The sequence below is a fragment of the Mongoliitalea lutea genome, assembly GCF_014652135.1.
In the GTDB taxonomy this organism is placed as follows: Bacteria; Bacteroidota; Bacteroidia; order Cytophagales; family Cyclobacteriaceae; genus Mongoliitalea; species Mongoliitalea lutea.
This window is the reverse complement of the sequence record NZ_BMYF01000015.1, coordinates 1-20,287: the sequence shown is the minus strand read 5'-3', so window position 1 is coordinate 20,287 and position 20,287 is coordinate 1. Positions and strand designations below refer to the sequence as shown.

Below are 20,287 nucleotides of genomic sequence, written 5' to 3'. Positions count from 1 at the left end.
CAAATGTAATTAGGGTTTCAATCAAACAACAAAAGCCAGCTTTCGCTGGCTTTCACTTATGATTACTTTCTAGTTCTGAAATGCTTATCGTAAAGCTCAACGCTTTCCTGAATGATTTTAAAGGCTTCTTCTTTGCCCAAGAAATCTTCCACTTTCACTTCTTTATTTTCCAACTTCTTATAGTCTTCAAAGAAACGGTGTACTTCTTTCATTAAATGAGGAGGCAGCTCATCTATATCGTTGATATAATTAACAGATTGATCACCTGCTGCAACAGCAATAATTTTATCATCTGCCTCTCCCCCATCAATCATTCTCATTACTCCAATTACTTTCGCTTTCACTAATGTCATTGAGGGAATATCAATTTGAGAGATAATCAAGATATCCAAGGGGTCATGATCCTCACAATAAGTCTGAGGAATAAAACCATAATTAGCAGGGTAATGAACAGCTGAGAACAAAACTCTATCTAAGAGCAACATCCCTGTTTTTTTATCTAACTCATATTTACCCTTACTGCCCTTAGGGATTTCTATTACACCCATTACATATTCAGGCGCTTCTTTTCCTAATTGCACATCGTGCCATGGATTGATCATAATTAAAAACGTTTGATTAAAACAAAACTGAGTTCAAAATTACGGTCAAAAACCAAGGAAAAAAATGAATTGAAAGTTTAATTTGACATATTAGTCTTCAAATCATTATTCTGATCCATTTTCATGCTTGGAAGCTTTACTGTAACTTTTGTCCCTACACTTGCTTCGGAAATCAATTTTATACTACCACCCATTTGTGAAACGGATTCTTTAACCATGTACAAACCAAGCCCTGAACCTACATTTTTCCGTGAAGCTCGCTGAAACAAGTTAAAGACCTCAGACTGATACTTTTCTTCTATTCCATGCCCATTATCCTCTACCGAAATTTCGGCTATTCCATTATTTACCAAAACCTCAATTTTTATCCATGGACCATTCTGGAGATCTTTGTGAAAATTATAAGAATTGGAAAATAAATTATTTAATATAACTCGGATTTTAGCGTCATCAGACCAAAATTCCTCTGTTTGATTTATGCTTAATAAAAGCTCAAATCCATTGAGATCCCATTTTTCTTTGTAGCTCTCCATTTGTTGATACAAAATCTCATCAAACTTAATAGATGCAGGTCTGGAGTCCATTTTAGTTGAACGGTAAAAATCCAACATCTTATAAATAAAATCATCTAGTTTGACAGTAGCAGAGTCAATCATCTCAAAATATTCTAAAACTTGAGGATCATAAAACTCCATTTTAGCCAACTTGGAAACACCTGAAATACTCATTAAAGGCCCTCTTAATTCATGTGATAGAGAGTACACAAATTGATTCATCTCTGCTTGGATTTTTTCCAGTCTATTGGTTTTGTCTCTTAATTCCTTCTTTGTATTGTAAATTTCAGCTGCATTGCTTATTGAATTTTTAATTTGATCAATATTCCATGGTTTATCGATAAACCTATAAACCTCTCCTTTATTGATAGCATCAATAACAGAAGAAATATCAGAATAACCTGTAAGTAAGATCCTTATCGGATCTGGGTTGATTTTTGTCAACTGCTCAAAAAATTCGACACCAGTCATTCCTGGCATACGTTGATCTGCAACAACAACTTGAAACTCTTCATTCTTCACTAACTCTAAACCTTGGGCTGCGTCAGTGGCAGTTGTAATGGTGAAAAATTTGCGTAAACTAGCTCGAAATGAGTTTAAATTATTAGCCTCATCATCTATATAAAGCACTTTTATTTTATCCTTCATGTGTATGGTGATTATTTTGAAGAACAGGGAGTTTGATTATGAAATTTGTTCCTTTTCCTGAATGGGTATTCACTTCCAAAAATCCCCGATGATTTTCAATAATTGTATATACTATAGACAATCCAAGCCCTGTACCTTTACCCACAGGCTTGGTGGTGAAGAAAGGTTCAAAAATACGTTGTTTGACTGAATCAGGAATCCCCGGTCCATTATCTTCAATTTCAATTTGTACAAATTGATTCAAATTTTTTGTCCTGATAATTATTTTTGGAGGAACTTCTTGATGCTCGTTTTCTAATAGCGCTTGAATAGCATTATTAAGGATATTCATAAAAACCTGATTTATTTTTCCTGCCAAACATTCTATGGGAGGTATAGATTCATATTCTTTAACAACCTCAATCTTTCCAGACATAGTACTATTAAGCAATATCAGAGTACTGTTCAAACCATCATGAACATCAACCTTTTTTACATCTTGCTCATCGACTCGAGAAAAGAGTTTTAAGCCTTTAACGATTTCTACGGTACGCTTAGCTCCATCTTCCATTCCTTGTAAAAGCTGCTGGATTTCATCCAATAAATAAGAAAGTTCTAAATCGTCCTCCAGTACTTTCAATTCCTCTCTAGTTTCAGAAGAAAATTCAATGTCGCCCTTAGCTTTATAGCTTTCCAATATTTCTAAAATATCTTCAATATCTCTCTTTAACGGAGACACATTGGAACTAACAAAATTGATAGGGTTATTAATTTCATGTGCAATCCCTGCTGTCAACTGACCAAGTGAAGCCATTTTCTCTTGTTCTACCAATTGAGTCTGGGTGCTTTGCAAATTGTGTAAGGTTTCTTCTAATTCTAATGTACGCTGTTTAACTTTTTCCTCCAGCAATTCATTTTGTCTTGTAATCAAACTCTCATTCCTTTTCATAACAGAGAGCTTTTCTTGCTGTTCCGTCTCTTTTTCTTTTTTTAGAATATTGATTTTATCAGCTAAGGCAAAAGAAATCAAGACAACTTCAAGTCCTGAACCAAAAGGCATGATATAAGCTGAAAACTTGGTAAAAGGAATAATTCCCATTTCAGAAAAAACAAAAACAAATATCCCAATCATAAATACAGACCATGCAATTAAATATAATCGAGCAGGTCCATAGCCTTTCTTAAGAATCATAAATGCTACTAAAAAAACATACAAAACCACAATAGACTGAGTTACAAGTAACACCTGATAACTTAAGGTTATGGAAATGAAAAACGCATTAATTAATATAAATGCATAAACTCCATAGATAAAGTTAAATCCTTTGTTCAAGGTCGGCACATAATGATCGGAGTTTAAAAATACTCTGAGAAACCAGATACCAACAATACTTACCAGCGAAGAAAAGATCACAATTGATCGTTGATTCATCCAAATCCAATTTGGCCACAGAAACTCCTGTGTATACCCTAAAATAGAGGATTGAGCAAACCAAACAGCTAATAGATGAAGCACATACACTAAATAAGTAATATCACGAACGGAACTGTATAAAAAAATATTATAAAAAAACAATCCAACTATAATACCTGTGAATATTCCAAACAAAACGTTTTCAAAGTTTAATCGCTGGTACACCCCTAAAGTAGTCGCTATATAAGCAGAAACAATTTTTTTATCACTACTCNAAAAATAAATTTATTTGATGGTAGAATCCGGGTGGAAAAATCAACTATCCTTCCGCTTTTTTGACTATCAACAACCGCACCTTCATTCACTAAAAAATAGTTTACAACATCCAAGGAACTGTTATTAATTACAAGGAATTTATTTTCCGGTGAATTTCTTAAACCATTCACACCAAAACGAAGCCAAATCGCAGCTTTATTGATTCCGAAATTTGGATTTTCGGATTCGATTAACTGAAATCTATCATCTTCCAAAACATCTTCTATAGAAAAGGTCCCATCTTTATCAATCAAAAACTCGTAACATTCGACATTTTTTAAAGCCTCACCTGCTTTCCATTGGAGAGCAGGTATACTAAGGCTGCTTATTATGATCAATATGGAACTTATTAACATTTCCAATTGGGATTAGTGAGCCGTAAGTCAAATTCTATTTCTATAATTCCTTTGGGTGTATGTTCCTTTTTTATGCAATGCAAAGACTCCCTTAATTCAAAAATATAATCCCTTTCTACCTGTTCGGCTTTGGGCAAGGTATAAGGATCTTTTAAAACAATGGATGTAGCAACCAAATCTAGCTTTGGATAAAAAAACGTTCCATCTTTCCCTATCGCCGGCTCAATTTCAAAGCCTTTTTGTAGCGATGGAGGCAATGTATATTCGGCTACCAATGCCAATAAAGAGCCTAATTTTAATTGAGTTGAAAGCGCAATACCTGCCCTAATCAAATAAACCGCACCAATTCCATAGCCAGAAATGCTTCTTGAATTCCACAATCCGGAAACTTCTGCTGTTCCATGTTTACCGTAAGAACACACAAGTTCAAAAACATTTTTATCCACTTGAGAAACAGCCGTCTCCATTGGTAAAGGATAGTCAGGATGAGCTATATGCAATCTCAAACCAGAAACTATCTCACCTGTTTCCTTAAGTTCAACCACCACCACATATACAAAAGGATTATACATCCAATCATTATTTGCAGATGTTACCTTGTTGACCCCATATTGCTGCAACACATTGTGATGGCCTGATGCAAATTCTTTGCACGACTGCTGATCATCAATAGCTCTAAAAGCTCTAAATTTAAACATTTTGCAAAAACTTAAGAGTATCACTTACATCCCGACGATAAGAAGTAGTAACATCACCATTAGTAATATTCAAACGAAACATGAATAGAGGCACTTCTTTTTTCATATTGATGAGTCTTTGAAGTTCATTAAAACTTGCATGAATTAAATTACTTTCGAATGATGAAAAATCTTTCTCTCCTCCCCTAAAAAATCTATGAAACATAAATAAAGATGCGGTTACTGGTTGAAAACTTATCCCTAACTTATTTGCTGTAATCCATATTCTTTGAAGAAGTGAGCCTCCATTAAGATATGTTTGAGGTGTGAAATCCGGTCCTATAAATACCCCAATTGCTGATGCAGATTTAAATGTATCATCTGAAATCTTAGTAAAACCTTGCCCTAATTTGAATTTCCGAATCACATCCATTGCTTGTCGGTTGCTAATAAGCTTCATTAAAGCTTTTTCTGCTGCCCCAAAATCGAAAGTGGCTAAATCTATCCCGTCTTTAGTCTGCTCAGCTTCCTCTGGTGTCCATCGAACCTCCTCCAAAAAATCCTCATACCCTTGTTTATTCAACATACGGACCCAATCCATTTTACCATTGATAAGAGCTAAAAACTGAAGGTCTTCTGGTTCCTCAAAAATCTTTAATTCAAATTCAGTTCCTTCCAGAATTTGATAAAGTTGCCGAATATGATCTAAAGGTATTCGGATTCTCTTCTGATTAAGCCTGTTAGTAATCCTTCTTGATACGTAATCGAATAAAGGTTCTTCTTTTTTTAAATCAGCATGAGCAGACAAAAACACAACCGATGCAATTTGATTTTGCCCAAACTCACGTATATGTTCAATAACTTCAATTAAAACACCATTAGCACGAGTCCATATCCTAATATTTTCCAAGGCTGCACCGAAGGCTAATAAAGAGCCCGTTCCATTGAAGTCTAATAACGAGTCAGACCTTTCTTGATCATGCCATAATTCCAAGACTCCTTGTTTATTAAAAATCCATATCCAAGGCTGAACATTTCCTCCAGATGGTGCTAAGTTCGCAAATTCAACAAGCTCGACTATCTTTTCTTTTGGAAGTTGATATTCTGATTTCAAATTTCCCTTGACCGAGAAACTTTCACTGACCAGTTTATTTAATTGTAGAGTCTTTTTACTTTCTTCAAAAGATCGAGCTTTGGTAAACAGAAGTTCATCAAAATCAACAAAATATCTACCTGATTCAGAATGATTTCCCAATAGCAAACTTCTACTGGCATATGCCCCCAAAGCCCCTCCCAGAAAAACAGAAGATGCATCCTGAGGCCAAGAGGTGATACTTTGATTAACTTCTAACAGAGAGGCTTTCATACGGGAAGACAAAGTCTCTAATCCCGTAATTTTTAGAACTACAGGTATTTTTTCTTTCATTGGTAGATCCTTAAGAACTCTATAGTCCAAATCTCCAACCAATCCATGGAAAATTTCTCGATGAGGCTCTAAGTCAAACCTTTCAATATCCAACATCCCCCGATCAGAGGTATCCATTAATACAGGAATACCAAGTTGACGAGCTCGTTCCCTCATCATCAATTTCATATCCAAACTATCGCATTCATCAATTAAGAGATCCAGTTGCCCCCCATCTAAAAGAAAATTATTTATATTATCTTCTGAAACTCCCCCTTCAAAAACAGTTACTTGAAGATATGGATCAATCTCTGCTACTTCTCTACTAACGATAGTTGTCTTTTTTACACCAAGATAGTGAATACCGGATCGAAGTCTATTCAGATTACTTAACTCTAAGGTATCAAAATCTGCTATCCTTAACTCCCCATAAGACCTTTCCAACGTCAGGGCAATAGCAACGCTTTGACCAACTGAAAGTCCAACTACCCCGATTTTCTTTTCTTCAAGAATCGCTTGTTCTTCATCTGTGATTTTATATCTATTCCTCACAGTACGTACATCTCTATACTCCTTTTCGGGCAAAATATGAATTAAACTTCTTCTCCATGGATAAAATACCCAATTCCCATAGGAGTCTCCACCATTTGCTTGCAAAAACTCTTTTGACTTATCTGCCAATTCTGCTCTCGTAAACTGCCTGGTAGGGTTTTGAAGCTTGATTAGATCTTCAATTTGATTGAGTATAAGATCGATTTTTCGAATAGTACTATCTTGCTTTAAATCCAAAAAATGACGCAAGTCATTTTTTTTTGTTAGATTTAAAATAATATGTTTTGAGTCTTCTTCATACAAAGGCTTAGGAAGAATTGGCATTGAAAATAATTAAGTGGGTGAAATTTCTAGTAAATTTAAACGAATGAATGCAAAACTTTTTCTTTTTACTAGAAATTATTCACAGATTTTGTATGAAAAGAAGATATTTGAAGTAAGGTATATTAAATTTGTGATAAATAAATGAACGCCCGATCCCTATGATGATCCCAGATGACAAAGTTTCAGTTTTGTATGTTGATGATGAAATGCATAATCTGCAAGCGTTCAAGGCAACTTTTAGAAGAGATTTTAAAGTACATATTGCTATTTCAGCAGATGAGGGAAGGGCTATTTTATCAAAAGAAAAAGTGGATATTATAATTACCGATCAACGGATGCCCGATGAAACAGGTGTTGACTTTTTAGAATCAATCATCCCAACTCATCCAGAGCCAATGAGAATTTTATTAACGGGATATACTGACATACAAGCTGTAATAGATGCAATCAATAAAGGACAGATTTATCATTACCTTACAAAGCCATGGGATGAAGAATATTTAAAAAATGTAATTAGAAATGCATTTGAAGTTTTTTCATTGAGAAAGGAAAATAAAAAATTAACCCAAGATCTAATAAGGGTCAACGAGCAACTCGAGTTTTTGCTTCGCCAAAATCTTTTGTCTTAAAATCTAGCTGCTAGTAATAGCTGAAGTTCCTTATGGGTCATGCCAAACTTTCTTGCCAAATGTGCATTTGTCAGGCTACCTCTATAGGTGTATACTCCTTTCATAAACCATTTGTAGTTAAACACCATCTCTTCGGCACCACCCAGATCTGCCATTTGTAAAATAATCGGTGTAAAAATATTACTCAAAGAAAAAGATGCTGTCCGAGCCACCCTTGAGGCAATATTGGGAACGCAATAGTGTATGACATCATGCTTGATAAATACCGGATTATCATGTGTGGTCATTTCTGCGGTTTCCACACAGCCACCCTGATCGATACTGACATCAATGATGATGCTTCCAGGACTCATACCAGCCACCATTTCTTCTGTGATAACAATCATATTACGACCTTTTTCTGCACGGAGCGCACCAATGACTACATCAGCATTTTTCAACTCCTCAGCCAATGTATAATTATCAATAGTTGATGTGTATATCTGTTGCCCAAGTAACTGCTTAATTCTTCGGAGCTTATACAAATGATTATCAAACACTTTAATATTAGCTCCTAGCCCCAACCCAGTTCTAGCTGCATATTCAGCGACTGTTCCCGCTCCTATAATGACTACTTTTGTCGGAGGCACACCTGTAATACCGCCAAGCAGTAAGCCTTTGCCAGCACTGACAGAACTTAAATACTCAGCAGCTATCAACATCACTGTGGAGCCCGCTATTTCACTCATAGCCCTGACCACCGGCATACCTCCTACTTTGTCTTCAAGATTTTCAAAGGATACAGCTGTGATTTTTTTTGCATTCAAGGCATGAATAAAAGATGCCTCTTGCTTACCAAGCTGAAGCGCTGAAATAAGGCAAGCACCAACTGGCATGAAACCGATTTCTTCTTCAGTAGGTGGCTCTACCTTTAGTACCACTTCTGCCTCAAATGCTTCCTTGGCTGAATAGACGACTTTTGCCCCTGCATCTGAATAATCCTTATCGGTGAATTTGGAATCCTTACCAGCCCCAGTTTCCACCACGACTTGTTGACCATTATTGACTAGTAGTGCCACAGCATCCGGTGTGAGAACCACCCTTTTTTCTTGCGCAGAGCGTTCCAAGGGAATGCCTATTACCAAAGAGTTATTTCGTGTTTTCACCTTGGCCTTAGCCTCTTGCGTCAATACCGTTGTATCAGTTATCTCAACCATGTTTTTGCCCCTTAATCACTCGGTTCATTTGGATTTTTCTCTTGCCAGATTCATCTACCGCTAAGGTTATCAATACAAAATCTTCAGGCAAATAATGTGGAATTTTCTCCGCCCACTCTAACCAACAATAGTTCCCGCTGTAAAAATACTCATCTATACCGATATCCAACACCTCTTCCTCTTCATTAATTCGATAAAAATCAAAATGATAGAAAGTTTGACCTTTTCCATTTCTGTATTCATTCACTAAACCAAAGGTAGGGCTAGACACTTGATCCTCCACGCCAAAGGCAACCGCAATAGCCTTAACAAGTGTCGTCTTGCCAGCTCCCATTGCTCCTTTGAAGACCCAAATTGGCATATCTTGAGCAAAAGATTTTACTTGTTGGGCTACTTCGTGAATATCTGACAACGAATAGTTGTCTATGGTTTTTGATTCCAATTTAGCTCGTCTTGGGTTTTAAATGCGCCAAAGGTACAATCACTTCCTCCAATGAAACGCCTCCATGCTGAAAGGTGTCCTTATAGAAATTGACGTAGTAATTGTAATTGTTTGGATATGCAAAGAAATAATCTTCCACTGCAAAAACATAACTTGTGGACACATTAAACCTAGGAAGCTTGGCATCTTCCGGTTTATGAATTTCAAAAACCTTTCCACTTTCGAAGTTAAGATTCTTCCCTTGCTTATACCGCAGATTCGTTGTAATGGTCTTATCCCCGATAATTTTATAGGGTTTGTTCACACGCTTGGTACCATGATCTGTAGTCACAATAACTTCGGCTTTGGCATCATTGATTTTTTTGAACATCTCAAACAACGTAGAATGCTCAAACCAACTTTTGGTTAGGGAACGGTAGGCAGACTCATTGGGGGCAAGTTCACGGATCATTTTCATATCCGTACGTGCATGAGACATCATGTCCACAAAATTATACACCAACACATTGAGATCGTTGTGCAACAAATTATGGAATTGCTCCAAGGCTGTTTTTCCTTGGTAGGCTTGTAAAATCTTAGTATAACTGAATTTTATATTCAGCCTATTTTTATGCAAATTTTCAGCTAGAAACTCTTCTTCATTGTTATTTTTCCCTTCATCTGTATCTTCACCTTCCCATAAATCCGGGTGGAAACGTGCCATTTCAGATGGCATCATACCACTAAATAGCGAATTTCTAGCATAGGCAGTGGTCGTTGGCAAAATACTAAAATAAGAAGTTTCTTCTTTAATGTTAAAATACTCGGTTATCAAAGGTTTCAACACTTCCCACTGATCCAATCTTAAGTTATCGATAACTATAAAAAATAAAGGCTTCCCTTCCACGAGGTGAGGAAATACTTTTTCTTTCATTACTCGGGGACTCAATAATGGCTTTTCAATCTTTGGATCATTTAGCCAATCGAGGTAATTAGTTTTGATAAACTTTGCAAATGAACTATTGGCCTCCGTCTTTTGGGTATCTAGCACATCTTGCATGCTTTTATTTTCAGTCTCATCAATTTCCAGTTCCCAATAAGTCAATCGCTTATAGATATCAGCCCATTCCCGATGAGTGGATGCATCATTACATGCCATGCTGATATTCATAAAATCCTGCCGATAAGAAAGATTGGTTTTTTCTGTAATGAGCTGTTTGTTTTGCAAAATTTTCTTTACCGAAAGTAAGATCTGATTAGGGTTGATAGGTTTGATCAGATAATCTGCAATCTTCCCGCCAATAGCATCATCCATGATATGCTCCTCCTCACTTTTAGTGATCATCACCACAGGGATATGCGGCTTGATCATTTTTATTTGCTGCAAGGTTTCTAGCCCCGTCATACCAGGCATCATCTCATCCAAAAAAATCACGTCAAACGATTGCTCCTCCACTTCATCGATAGCATCCACCCCCGAATTGACAGTTACAATTTCGTAGCCTTTTTGTTGAAGAAACAGAATATGTGGTTTCAATAGATCTATTTCGTCATCAGCCCAAAGGATTTTAAATTTTTGCATAAAATTCGGTTTAATTCTTTTAAAATTATAATTACTTTTGGAATCAATCAAATGTCAGCGACATTGAAAAGCAGAAAGATTCTAAATGACCCCGTTTACGGGTTTATTACCATCCCTAGTGAGTTGATTTTTTCCATCATTGACCATCCCTACTTTCAAAGGTTACGTCGGATCAGGCAGCTAGGTTTGACAGATTTCGTTTATCCCGGAGCATTGCATACCCGATTCCACCATGCCTTGGGCGCCATGCACCTGATGAGTATTACGCTCGAAAACCTCCGATACAAAGGTCATGAAATCTCCGAGGAAGAATTCGAGGCCTCATTGATTGCCATATTACTGCATGATGTGGGGCATGGTCCTTTTTCCCATGCGCTCGAATATAGTCTGCTCAAAAACATTCCACACGAGCGTTTGTCCATCTTGGTAATGGAAGAGCTAAACCGTCAGTTTGACGGCAAACTTGACTTAGCACTAAGAATATTCAATAACCAATACGAACGAAGGTTTTTTCATCAGCTAGTATCATCCCAATTAGACATTGACCGTTTGGATTATCTTCAGCGTGATTGCTTTTTCACCGGGGTTTCAGAAGGCACTATCGGTGCGGACCGTATCATCAAAATGATGGACATCAAGCATGACCAATTAGTGGTAGAAGAAAAAGGGCTGTATAGTATAGAGAATTTTTTATCTGCCCGCCGCTTAATGTATTGGCAAGTGTACCTGCACAAGACAACCGTCAGCGCAGAGAAAATGCTTATCAACCTGGTGCTCAGAGCCAAACATGTACAGCAAAATCGTGGGAACCTAAGAGCAACAGATGAGTTGCTGCATTTTCTTTCCCATGACTTCACCTTGGGAGATTTTGAGCAGTCTACAGATTTACTTAACTTATTTTTATCCCTTGATGATTTTGATATTTGGGGAGGTATCAAACTCTGGAAAAATGAACAAGATTACGTGCTCAAATGCATTTCAAACATGTTTTTGGGACGGAAGCTATTTAAGATCAATTTGAGAAATGAAGAGTATTTGTTAGAAGAAATTGAAGAGGCCAGGACAAAAGCCATAAAAAGACTCGTCATACCTGAGGATGACTTACCCTATTTCTTTACTTACGGAAGCATCAGTAACTACGCATATCTAACGAAGGAGAAAATACATATTCTTACCAAAAAAGGAGAGATTTTGGATGTAGCGCAAGCTGCGGACCTGCCAAATATCAAAGCAATGAGTAAAATAGTGACCAAACACTACATTTGTCAGGCTAAAAATTTAAATTTGTAGGCTTTAAATACAAGGAATGAAATTTACACTTGATCAAATTGCAGGAATTTTAGGAGGAAAGGTAGAGGGGGATGGGTCAGCTACTGTCAACCGATTGGACAAAATCCAAGAAGGAAAAGCTGGGGGCATTAGTTTCTTATCCAATGAAAAATATGAGCCTTTTCTTTACCAAACGGAGGCAACAGCTGTAATTATTTCTGAAACGCTGCTTTTACAAAAAGAAGTTAAATGTAACTTGATCCGTGTAAAAAACCCCTACACTGGATTTACCCAGCTACTAGAAGCTTACAGCCAACTGACCAAGCAAAGCAAACAAGGTGTAGAAGAACCTGCATTTATGGATGCGAGTTCAAGTATGGGAGACTTCGGGTTTCGAGGAGCCTTTTCTTACATTGGTAAAAACTGTAAAATCGGAAAAAACGTAAAAATTCACGCACAAGCCCATGTAGGGGATAACTGTGAAATCGGAGATAACACCATCATTCACCCAGGCGTTAAAATTCAGTATGACAGCAGGATTGGCTCCAACTGTGAAATTCACTCTGGAGCAGTAATCGGTTCTGATGGATTCGGTTTTGCACCTCAAGAAGACGGCACTTACAAGACTATTCCTCAAATAGGGAATGTTATCATCGAAGACAACGTCAGCATAGGGGCTAATACAACGGTAGACCGTGCCACTATGGGCTCTACGATTATAAAAAAGGGAGTTAAAATTGATAACTTGGTTCAAGTTGCCCACAATGTAATCATAGGTGAAAATACCGTAATCGCCTCTCAAACAGGTATTTCTGGTTCTACAGAAATCGGTAAAAATTGTGTGATTGCCGGGCAAGCCGGTATTGTAGGGCATATCAAAATTGCAGACAATACTACAATCGGAGCAAAAACAGGAATCAGTAAAAATATCACAAATAAAGGACAAACACTCTTTGGCTTTGTGGCAATGGACCTCAAGGATTTTTTGAAGTCTTATGCCATTTTCAGAAATCTCCCTCAAATCCAACAAAGAATTAAGGAACTGGAAAAAAAAGACTAAATTTGCATCTTTTAAAAATCTGTACAAAAGAATCATGAGGGTAAAACAACATACCATCAAAAAACAAGTAACTGTAAGCGGTGTAGGTTTGCACACAGGTGTCATTTCAAATATGACATTTTTACCAGCCCCACCAAATCACGGCTACAAATTTCAACGAATAGATATTGAAGGAAGACCAATCATCGATGCAGATGTAGATAATGTAGTAGACGTATCTCGTGGAACAACTTTGGAACAAAGTGGTGCACGTGTATTTACAGTAGAGCATGTATTGGCAGCATTAGTAGGTTTAGAGATTGATAATGTGTTGATTCAATTGGATGGACCAGAGCCTCCTATCATGGACGGTTCATCTATACAGTTTATTGAAGTTTTAGAAAATGCTGGAATTGAAGAGCAAAATGCTTTGAGAAGATTTTTTGAAGTTCCAGAAAGCATCTCTTACAGAGATGCCTCCCGTGAAGTTGAAATTGCAGCACTTCCTTTGGATGACTACCGTGTGACTGTTATGGTTGACTATAATTCTCCTGTGCTAGGAAGTCAGCACGCCTCAATCACCAATATCAACCAATTTAAAGCTGAAATTGCTTCTTGCAGAACCTTCTGTTTCTTACACGAATTAGAAATGCTTTACAAGCAAAACTTGATAAAAGGTGGTGATTTAAACAATGCGATAGTGGTTGTGGACAGGGTTGTCGATGATTCGGAATTGGAGCATCTAGCCAAAATGTTCAACAAAAACAAAGTCGAGGTTCGAAAAGAAGGGATTCTAAATAATGTAGACCTTCGTTATAAAAATGAGCCTGCCAGACATAAACTTTTGGATGTAGTTGGTGATTTAGCATTGGTAGGAAGACCTTTAAAAGCTCAGATATTAGCTGCCCGTCCTGGTCATGCCGCGAATGTTGCCTTTGCTAAAAAACTAAAAAGAGCTTGGGAAAAAATGGGACATAACCATATCCCCCATTATGACCCAAAACTGCCACCTGTGATGGATATTAATCAGATCAGCAATATTCTTCCGCATAGATACCCTTTCCAATTATTGGATAAAATCATCTATTTGGATGAGACTACTGTAGCTGGGGTGAAGAATGTAACTATCAATGAGCCATTTTTTATGGGTCACTTCCCTGCAAATCCAGTGATGCCAGGTGTATTACAAGTTGAAGCAATGGCGCAAACAGGTGGGATATTAGTATTGAGTACAGTAGATGATCCTGAAAATTATTGGACCTATTTCTTAGGAATTGAAAATTGTAAATTCCGAAAAATGGTTCTTCCTGGAGATACCCTTATATTTAAATGTGAACTTTTGGCCCCTATCCGACGTGGTATTGCGAAGATGAAAGGAGAGGCTTATGTAGGCAATACGCTTGTTTGTGAAGCTACTATGACAGCCAGCATTGTAAGAAAAGAATCATGATCAGCAATCTTTCCCATATTGACCCCAAAGCAATCATTGGTACCGAGGTTCATATAGACCCTTTTACCATGATACATGAAGACGTAATCATTGGTGAAGGCACATGGATTGGGTCCAATGTAACTATTTATCCCGGTGCAAGAATCGGTAAAAACTGTAAAATTTTTCCTGGTGCAGTAATTGCAGGAATCCCTCAGGACCTAAAATTTCAAGGAGAAGTATCTACGGTAGAAATCGGAGACAACACGACCATTCGGGAATGTGTAACCATTAGTCGTGGCACGATAGACAAACGAATTACCAAAGTAGGAAGCAATTGCCTATTGATGGCTTATGTCCATATTGCCCATGACTGCATTGTTGGAAACAATGTTATTATTGCCAACTCAGTACAAGTGGCAGGCCATGTAACAATTGATGATTGGGCAATTGTAGGAGGCAGTAGTGCTATCCATCAATTTGTCAAAATCGGCATGCATAGCATGATTTCGGGTGGATCACTTGTAAGAAAGGATGTGCCGCCATTTACAAAAGCTGCTAGAGAACCCTTAAGTTATGCGGGAGTCAATAGTTTAGGTTTGAGAAGAAGAGGATTTTCTTCTGAAAGCATCAGCCACATACAAGAGGTTTATAGATACCTATTCTTAAATAGCCTTAACAACAGCAGGGCTTTGGAAGAGATTGAAATTAATTTACCAGCCACCAAAGAGCGGGATGAAATTGTCAATTTCATTCGCTCTTCTGAGCGCGGCGTAATGAAAGGCTATATCAGCTAATATGATTTCCATTCAACTTGATAAAATTTCCAAAAGATTCCAATTTGAATGGATTTTTAAAGACATCTCTCTTAACCTAGATGATGCGAAAGCTTGGGCCATAACAGGGTCAAACGGATCCGGAAAATCTACGTTACTTAAATGTATTTCTGGCCAACTCCCACTGACTAGCGGAAGCATACTCTACAGTATCAATGGCAACAGCATTTCAGATGCAACTATTTATCAACACTTGGTAATTAGTGCTCCGTATTTAGAGCTACCAGAAGAGTTTACTTTACAAGAAGTGCTTGGATTTCATTTTAAATTCAAAAAGGCATTTAAGGATCTATCAATCAAAAAAATGATAGACATTATGTATCTCAGCGAACACAAAAACAAAACAGTTTCTCAATTTTCTTCAGGTATGAAACAACGACTGAAGCTAGGACTTTGCTTTTTCTCTGATGTACCTTTAATTTTACTTGATGAGCCTTCTTCGAATTTGGACAATAAAGGTTGTAATTGGTATTTAAGTTTAGTTGATGACTTTGGACGGGACAGAAAAATACTTGTTTGTTCAAATGAGCCAAAAGAATATGGTTTTTGTAAACAAAATATAGTGATTGAGCATTACAAGACTAGACCTAAACTTTGATTGTTAAAATAAAACAGCTACATTTCATTCAATATTAAAATTAGTCGCATGAAAAAAATATTTTTCACTTTAATTTCCCCCTTAGTAATTGTATTCGTACTAGGATCTTGTAGAGGATCAGGTTCAGATCCTGAACCACAAAAAACACCCGAAGAACTGGCAATCTTAGATCTAACATCCGGATCTTCTCAGGTATGGACCATTGCAGGTGGGGGTTCGGTCACTAGAGATGGACGAACAGAGACAGCCCTATTTGCTAATTTTGAATTCACGTTAGCAAGCTCTGGCAGCAATAAAACGTATCAAACAACCAATAGCAATAATCTTTTTGATTCTAACGGCACTTGGACATTTGAGGGAGGTAACTTTGATCGTTTGAGGTTATCAGGTACAAGACCAGCTGCGGGTAGAGACATTACCTTCACAAGGACTGCTGATAACTTAATCCTCACTTTCAATGTTCCGATGCCTTCAGGTAGAATAGAAGAACGGGTTGAAGCTATTGCTGGGAACTATATTTTCACTCTTAAAAGAAGGTAGACATGCCTTCCCTTAGGTAGATTTTAAATTTAATCAGGAGGAAAATCACGTCGCAGGCGTGGCCTTTAAGTCTTTGCGCCCGTGGCGAGAAAAAAATATCGAATGATGAACGTCCAACTCCGAATGATGAATTTTGGTAAAGGAGGAAGGATGAAGGAGGACCGAGCGTGAAGAAAAGCTATAGTAATAGCTTTTTAGTGAGGGGCCGGCTCGGAGGGGAGGAGGAAAAGGAGAAAGGAGGAAAGATGAAAACCCATCACCCAAGCCATGCGAGGAAATTAAAAGTCAAGCCTGCAATTTTTCTAAACTATCCCCCAAGTTTCTCCCAACACCTTAATCTGTGCAAATCTGTGCCATCTGTGGACTTTTTATTTATGATTTTAGAAGGTAGATTTTAGATTTATCCTTTCAGAATGATGCCTTCGTGTAATTCGTGCCATTCGTGGACTTTTTTCGTGAGATCTACTCCACCACAAACTCAAAAATCACTTGCCCCATCTTTCCATCCGGACCGAGGGCTTCGAAGTTGCCGGTGAATATCGAGCGGATATCGGAGGTATAAAATTCCATCTCAGCCTTCCCCTCTTCATCGGTCAACAGATACGGTATCCAGGTCAGCGTATTCCTGTAATCCGACTCAGGGTCATTTTTGGAAGCTACATCAAGATACTTTTTATGTACAAACCCTCGACCTATAAAAAATCCCTTGGTCCGGGTCATATTATACATCCTCATCAACTCCTCATCGGTGTAGACTGGATATCGATATATAATACGTCTCCAATTGCCCCTTGTTGAAATACTATGATTAGCTTTTTGTAAATATAAAATCTCTATGTAAGTCTCTCCCTCTATTGGTTTTTTGTCAGTATAACCACAAATTGGACAATTTAAATAACCACCATTACAAACAAAGTCATTATTAAAATCCAATTTAGCCCTTTCAACCAGATCACCAATAAACTTTTCACGTTCCTGAACCATACGCCTTCCTCTGACCACAAATTCCCCCAATAGAATCATATTCCTGTCAAAGGCAGGAAAGTCCAGCTTCTCCTCTTCCTGCTTTCCATAAGTCATACTTGGGTAAATCAGTCCTTTTGTTTTCATTACAGGAGACAAAAGTTCTAAAGGTTCCTCGATGGAAAGATTGATTTGCATCGAACCTTTCGGCAGCGCTTTTACATACAGATACTCGTCCCTCCCAAAGTCAAGAATTTCTGCATCTATTTCAAAATTGCCCGCTCCATCCAAGGGAATAATCTCCGTGGAGGACTCATCGTCCCCTCGGAACAAAAGCGCAAAATTTGGATTGTCCTGCTTTTTGGAGCTTTTATAGACAATCTGTCCCCTAAGCTTGTTGGGAAGAAGGGGGGCCTTGGACTGATGGTCTTTCATCTGCTCTTCCAGCCAGATATACTGTTCTATCGCACAGGATTCCAATATGGTCTGTAGCTTTCTGCTGTCATTTGCCTCAGGTGCTGCCATAAGGAACTCAAGATTGGGCTGTGGCCCCACTTGGGTGAGTATGTGTGCCAGGGTATACAAGTTCCTTTTGTATCCCGCATTATGGAAAAGCTTATCCGATACAGCTCCCCCCAAGAGTACACCTCCTAGCGCCTTTCCCTGGGAATCCCTTACGGTGAAAGTGACATCGACTTTCTCCCTGGTACCGTATTCAGATTGGCTGAGGATTGCTTCCACATGCAGCTTACCATTGTTCTCTATCCATGCCAGCCGTTGGCCCAAGGGTTCGGAGGCTTCATTGAATACCGCTACTTCTGCTATGCCTGATGGAATATGGGCGATTGGCACCTTTATCTGGGAATTGCTTTCCAGCATAAATTCCTGAAACACGTACACGATCCCTCTCATCTGTATCCTCACAAGGTGTTTCTGATGGGGCCAGGAGGTCTGAATACCCACCATCAGCGTATCGCCCATAGGCCTTAGATGGATCGTTACTCCCTGCTCCTCGATCTGATCAAAAACAGGTAATGTATCAGAGGGCGCATCGTTCCACAGGATACCATACACGGAACCCTTTTCCGGTTTGATCCTCAGTTTTCCCAAGCCATCAGCTCCTGTACCAATGGGTTGTAGCATCTTCCCGTCCTTCATTAGTACTCCCTGTCTTGATTGATCCTTGGAAGTACTGCCCGTGGATGAAAGCATCACGGAGGTTTCCTGATGATGGACCAGTTTGCCACTCTCTGGATGCCAGGTCAGTCGTTCTGATCCCTTTTGGCCCCTCAATGGTAAGCGCTGGAATACCTGTTTATTGCCTGAAACTATCTCCAGGTCCAGTAATTTCGCCCCGTTTCTTTGGAGTGGGATGGACAGTTTCCCTTCTGCATCTGAGCGGAAAGATGCCTGATGCACAGGTTGCTTCTGCACATCCAGCCAACTGGCCTTGACCTCGGCTCCTGAGAGCCTCTTGGCCTGTTTATCGGAGATTATCAGGCTTAGGCTGTCCCCATCATCCTCATGGTTATGTCTGATGATAATCTCGGGGCTGATGTATTTGCGGATTTCGAGTTCCTTGAATGCATGGTAGCGCTCCATCCCCTGGTACACTCCTGAGGGGGAATAGGCTTCCAACTGGTATATCCCCGGTACAAGGTCATCCCTGATAAGGACCATTCCGTCTGAAAATCCACCCCTCAGCGGGTACTTCTCCTCCCAAAAAACCTCCCTGTCCGTCTGTTTCACCAGTCTAAGATACAGGATACTGTCTTTGGGATGTGGGGTCAACAACTGTCCGTCAAGCTGCGTAAACCTGAACCAAAGCTGTTCCCCTGTCTCATAGATATCCTTATCTGTCTGCAGGTACTCTATCGGTCTTGCATGCTGCCTCGCCTTTTGCTCAAACTCCACCACCAGCTTTTGTTCATAAGCCGTCTGCCCCTGCGCTAGGTAGGACAGGTTCAGGAAAAAAATAGAGCATAGGAACAATCGCTTAATCATGGGTGGTAATGATATCTATTAGGGATATGTTTTTAACGATAAAACCCAACCATTGGCTTCAAACTCCACATGGAATTTTTACCAACTAAGATAACTCATGAATTGAATTAAACAAACGTTTAGTTTTCTAGATAGGAAGGAATTATTTATATTTATTGAAATTTAGGTTATGTCACTTACAGAACGCCATATTATCGAAACATACTCTGAGCTTTTTGAAAACATGAGTTCGGAAAATAAATTAGAGCTACTGGAACGGCTTGCAAAATCTATCAGGAAGGGAAAAAAGACAAAAGAAAAGGACTTTTTCAGCTCTTTTGGAGGTTTCGTTTCAGAAAAGTCCGCAGAAGAAATCGCGAAGGATTTAAGAGAAAGCAGGAAATTCAGATCAAAAGATGTAAAAATTTGAATTATGCAATACTTGCTTCGACAAGAAGGAACTCCCATGCATGATGAATTTGATTTAATTATTGGTGTTACAGCATTAGCTAACGAAATGATTCTAGTAACGGACAACGTTAAAGATTTTAGACATTTAAAAAATCTGAAACTGGAGAATTGGACGCAAAAAAAGTAACTTTCTGGAAATGATTACCAGAATTCTACAGATGTTTAATTGATGAGTGTGCATTTAAACCAATCTTCAAAATTTCGGAGTATAAGTTTAGATTGCTACCCAATAGTTCCACTATTCTTTTCTGTAATTTTTAAGGCTAGAGTATAGATATAAAAGTTGGGGATATTTTTTGCGGCCGTGGCGTTTAAATCTTTGCGCCGGTGGCGAGAAAAAAAATGTCGAATGATGAACGTCCAACTCCGAAGGATGAATTATTAGAAAGGATGAAGGATGAAGGAGGAAGGAGGAAGGATGAAGGAGGACCGAGCGTGAAGAAAAGCTATAGTAATAGCTTTTTAGCGAGGGGCCGGCTCGGAGGGGAGGAGGAAAAGGATGAAG

At 38.4% G+C, this 20,287-nt stretch carries 19 protein-coding genes; 9 read left to right on the top strand and 10 right to left on the bottom strand.

Annotated elements, in window-relative coordinates; translation table 11 throughout:
* Positions 1-62: 62 nt before the first annotated feature.
* The 6 genes from IE080_RS12340 to IE080_RS12315 all read right to left on the bottom strand — a co-directional run bounded on the left by IE080_RS12340 (position 63) and on the right by IE080_RS12315 (position 6,826).
* The gene (locus IE080_RS12340) at positions 63-602 is read right to left on the bottom strand and encodes an inorganic diphosphatase (protein ID WP_189582886.1); all 540 of its coding nucleotides are present in this window, start codon (positions 600-602) and stop codon (positions 63-65) included.
* A 77-nt stretch (positions 603-679) separates the two neighbouring features.
* Positions 680-1,804 (bottom strand): hybrid sensor histidine kinase/response regulator, encoded by a 1,125-nt coding sequence (locus IE080_RS12335; RefSeq protein WP_189582883.1) that lies wholly within the window; start codon positions 1,802-1,804, stop codon positions 680-682.
* The gene (locus IE080_RS12330) at positions 1,794-3,422 is read right to left on the bottom strand and encodes a sensor histidine kinase (RefSeq protein ID WP_229800621.1); all 1,629 of its coding nucleotides are present in this window, start codon (positions 3,420-3,422) and stop codon (positions 1,794-1,796) included. Before IE080_RS12330 ends, IE080_RS12335 begins: the two co-directional genes overlap by 11 nt.
* A 14-nt stretch (positions 3,423-3,436) precedes the next feature.
* Positions 3,437-3,868 carry a 7TMR-DISMED2 domain-containing protein gene (locus IE080_RS12325; protein WP_189582878.1) on the bottom strand — a complete coding sequence of 144 codons (432 nt, stop codon included), beginning with the start codon at positions 3,866-3,868 and terminating at the stop codon, positions 3,437-3,439.
* Positions 3,862-4,566 carry a hypothetical protein gene (locus IE080_RS12320; protein WP_189582875.1) on the bottom strand — a complete coding sequence of 235 codons (705 nt, stop codon included), beginning with the start codon at positions 4,564-4,566 and terminating at the stop codon, positions 3,862-3,864. The genes IE080_RS12325 and IE080_RS12320 overlap by 7 nt, the downstream gene beginning before the upstream one ends.
* On the bottom strand, positions 4,559-6,826 hold the full coding sequence (locus tag IE080_RS12315; RefSeq protein ID WP_189582872.1) for an Rv1355c family protein: 2,268 nt from the start codon (positions 6,824-6,826) through the stop codon (positions 4,559-4,561). The genes IE080_RS12320 and IE080_RS12315 overlap by 8 nt, the downstream gene beginning before the upstream one ends.
* Positions 6,827-6,984: 158 nt before the next feature.
* Here IE080_RS12315 and IE080_RS12310 point away from each other — a divergent pair, with 158 nt between their 5' ends.
* Complete coding sequence (locus tag IE080_RS12310) at positions 6,985-7,455, top strand: response regulator (protein ID WP_189582869.1); 471 nt, start codon at positions 6,985-6,987, stop codon at positions 7,453-7,455.
* Here the strand turns inward: IE080_RS12310 and IE080_RS12305 are convergent.
* Genes IE080_RS12305 through porX form a run of 3 tightly spaced genes read right to left on the bottom strand, consistent with a single transcriptional unit; the run spans position 7,452 to position 10,654 of the window.
* Complete coding sequence (locus tag IE080_RS12305; protein ID WP_189582866.1) at positions 7,452-8,651, bottom strand: alanine dehydrogenase; 1,200 nt, start codon at positions 8,649-8,651, stop codon at positions 7,452-7,454. The genes IE080_RS12310 and IE080_RS12305 overlap by 4 nt on opposite strands.
* Entirely contained in the window at positions 8,644-9,093 is a 450-nt protein-coding gene (gene tsaE, locus IE080_RS12300) for a tRNA (adenosine(37)-N6)-threonylcarbamoyltransferase complex ATPase subunit type 1 TsaE (protein WP_229800620.1), read from the bottom strand. The genes IE080_RS12305 and tsaE overlap by 8 nt, the downstream gene beginning before the upstream one ends.
* A 1-nt stretch (position 9,094) precedes the next feature.
* Complete coding sequence (gene porX, locus IE080_RS12295) at positions 9,095-10,654, bottom strand: T9SS response regulator signal transducer PorX (protein ID WP_189582862.1); 1,560 nt, start codon at positions 10,652-10,654, stop codon at positions 9,095-9,097.
* Between the two features lie 51 nt (positions 10,655-10,705).
* Between porX and IE080_RS12290 the strand changes: the two genes are divergently transcribed.
* From IE080_RS12290 to IE080_RS12265, 6 genes are read left to right on the top strand one after another with little or no spacing between them, the layout of a single operon-like run.
* Positions 10,706-11,944, top strand: a complete 1,239-nt coding sequence (locus tag IE080_RS12290; RefSeq protein ID WP_189582860.1) for an HD domain-containing protein — start codon at positions 10,706-10,708, stop codon at positions 11,942-11,944.
* A 16-nt stretch (positions 11,945-11,960) separates the two neighbouring features.
* Complete coding sequence (lpxD, locus tag IE080_RS12285) at positions 11,961-12,983, top strand: UDP-3-O-(3-hydroxymyristoyl)glucosamine N-acyltransferase (protein WP_189582858.1); 1,023 nt, start codon at positions 11,961-11,963, stop codon at positions 12,981-12,983.
* A gap of 34 nt (positions 12,984-13,017) precedes the next feature.
* A complete protein-coding gene (locus IE080_RS12280; RefSeq protein WP_189582856.1) occupies positions 13,018-14,412 on the top strand; it encodes a bifunctional UDP-3-O-[3-hydroxymyristoyl] N-acetylglucosamine deacetylase/3-hydroxyacyl-ACP dehydratase in 1,395 nt (464 codons plus the stop codon).
* The gene (lpxA, locus tag IE080_RS12275; RefSeq protein WP_189582854.1) at positions 14,409-15,188 is read left to right on the top strand and encodes an acyl-ACP--UDP-N-acetylglucosamine O-acyltransferase; all 780 of its coding nucleotides are present in this window, start codon (positions 14,409-14,411) and stop codon (positions 15,186-15,188) included. The genes IE080_RS12280 and lpxA overlap by 4 nt, the downstream gene beginning before the upstream one ends.
* Position 15,189: 1 nt before the next feature.
* Complete coding sequence (locus IE080_RS12270) at positions 15,190-15,825, top strand: ABC transporter ATP-binding protein (RefSeq protein ID WP_189582851.1); 636 nt, start codon at positions 15,190-15,192, stop codon at positions 15,823-15,825.
* A 48-nt stretch (positions 15,826-15,873) separates the two neighbouring features.
* The gene (locus tag IE080_RS12265; RefSeq protein WP_189582848.1) at positions 15,874-16,365 is read left to right on the top strand and encodes a hypothetical protein; all 492 of its coding nucleotides are present in this window, start codon (positions 15,874-15,876) and stop codon (positions 16,363-16,365) included.
* Positions 16,366-16,827: 462 nt separating this feature from the next.
* On the opposite strand, the gene IE080_RS12260 is transcribed toward IE080_RS12265, so the two are convergent.
* Positions 16,828-19,332, bottom strand: a complete 2,505-nt coding sequence (locus IE080_RS12260) for a hypothetical protein (RefSeq protein WP_189582845.1) — start codon at positions 19,330-19,332, stop codon at positions 16,828-16,830.
* A gap of 169 nt (positions 19,333-19,501) precedes the next feature.
* Here IE080_RS12260 and IE080_RS12255 point away from each other — a divergent pair, with 169 nt between their 5' ends.
* Positions 19,502-19,741, top strand: coding sequence for a hypothetical protein (locus IE080_RS12255; protein WP_189582842.1), 240 nt, complete (start codon positions 19,502-19,504; stop codon positions 19,739-19,741).
* A gap of 3 nt (positions 19,742-19,744) precedes the next feature.
* On the top strand, positions 19,745-19,909 hold the full coding sequence (locus IE080_RS12250) for a PIN domain-containing protein (RefSeq protein ID WP_189582839.1): 165 nt from the start codon (positions 19,745-19,747) through the stop codon (positions 19,907-19,909).
* Positions 19,910-20,287: the final 378 nt, after the last annotated feature.

What these genes read in the sequence shown, in the direction of transcription:
- IE080_RS12340 (WP_189582886.1), bottom strand. Translation starts at nt 602, where the DNA reads ATGATCAATCCATGGCACGATGTGCAATTAGGAAAAGAAGCGCCTGAA.
- IE080_RS12335 (WP_189582883.1), bottom strand. Translation starts at nt 1,804, where the DNA reads ATGAAGGATAAAATAAAAGTGCTTTATATAGATGATGAGGCTAATAAT.
- IE080_RS12320 (WP_189582875.1), bottom strand. Translation starts at nt 4,566, where the DNA reads ATGTTTAAATTTAGAGCTTTTAGAGCTATTGATGATCAGCAGTCGTGC.
- IE080_RS12315 (WP_189582872.1), bottom strand. Translation starts at nt 6,826, where the DNA reads ATGCCAATTCTTCCTAAGCCTTTGTATGAAGAAGACTCAAAACATATT.
- IE080_RS12310 (WP_189582869.1), top strand. Translation starts at nt 6,985, where the DNA reads ATGATGATCCCAGATGACAAAGTTTCAGTTTTGTATGTTGATGATGAA.
- IE080_RS12305 (WP_189582866.1), bottom strand. Translation starts at nt 8,651, where the DNA reads ATGGTTGAGATAACTGATACAACGGTATTGACGCAAGAGGCTAAGGCC.
- porX (WP_189582862.1), bottom strand. Translation starts at nt 10,654, where the DNA reads ATGCAAAAATTTAAAATCCTTTGGGCTGATGACGAAATAGATCTATTG.
- IE080_RS12290 (WP_189582860.1), top strand. Translation starts at nt 10,706, where the DNA reads ATGTCAGCGACATTGAAAAGCAGAAAGATTCTAAATGACCCCGTTTAC.
- lpxD (WP_189582858.1), top strand. Translation starts at nt 11,961, where the DNA reads ATGAAATTTACACTTGATCAAATTGCAGGAATTTTAGGAGGAAAGGTA.
- IE080_RS12280 (WP_189582856.1), top strand. Translation starts at nt 13,018, where the DNA reads ATGAGGGTAAAACAACATACCATCAAAAAACAAGTAACTGTAAGCGGT.
- lpxA (WP_189582854.1), top strand. Translation starts at nt 14,409, where the DNA reads ATGATCAGCAATCTTTCCCATATTGACCCCAAAGCAATCATTGGTACC.
- IE080_RS12270 (WP_189582851.1), top strand. Translation starts at nt 15,190, where the DNA reads ATGATTTCCATTCAACTTGATAAAATTTCCAAAAGATTCCAATTTGAA.
- IE080_RS12265 (WP_189582848.1), top strand. Translation starts at nt 15,874, where the DNA reads ATGAAAAAAATATTTTTCACTTTAATTTCCCCCTTAGTAATTGTATTC.
- IE080_RS12260 (WP_189582845.1), bottom strand. Translation starts at nt 19,332, where the DNA reads ATGATTAAGCGATTGTTCCTATGCTCTATTTTTTTCCTGAACCTGTCC.
- IE080_RS12255 (WP_189582842.1), top strand. Translation starts at nt 19,502, where the DNA reads ATGTCACTTACAGAACGCCATATTATCGAAACATACTCTGAGCTTTTT.
- IE080_RS12250 (WP_189582839.1), top strand. Translation starts at nt 19,745, where the DNA reads ATGCAATACTTGCTTCGACAAGAAGGAACTCCCATGCATGATGAATTT.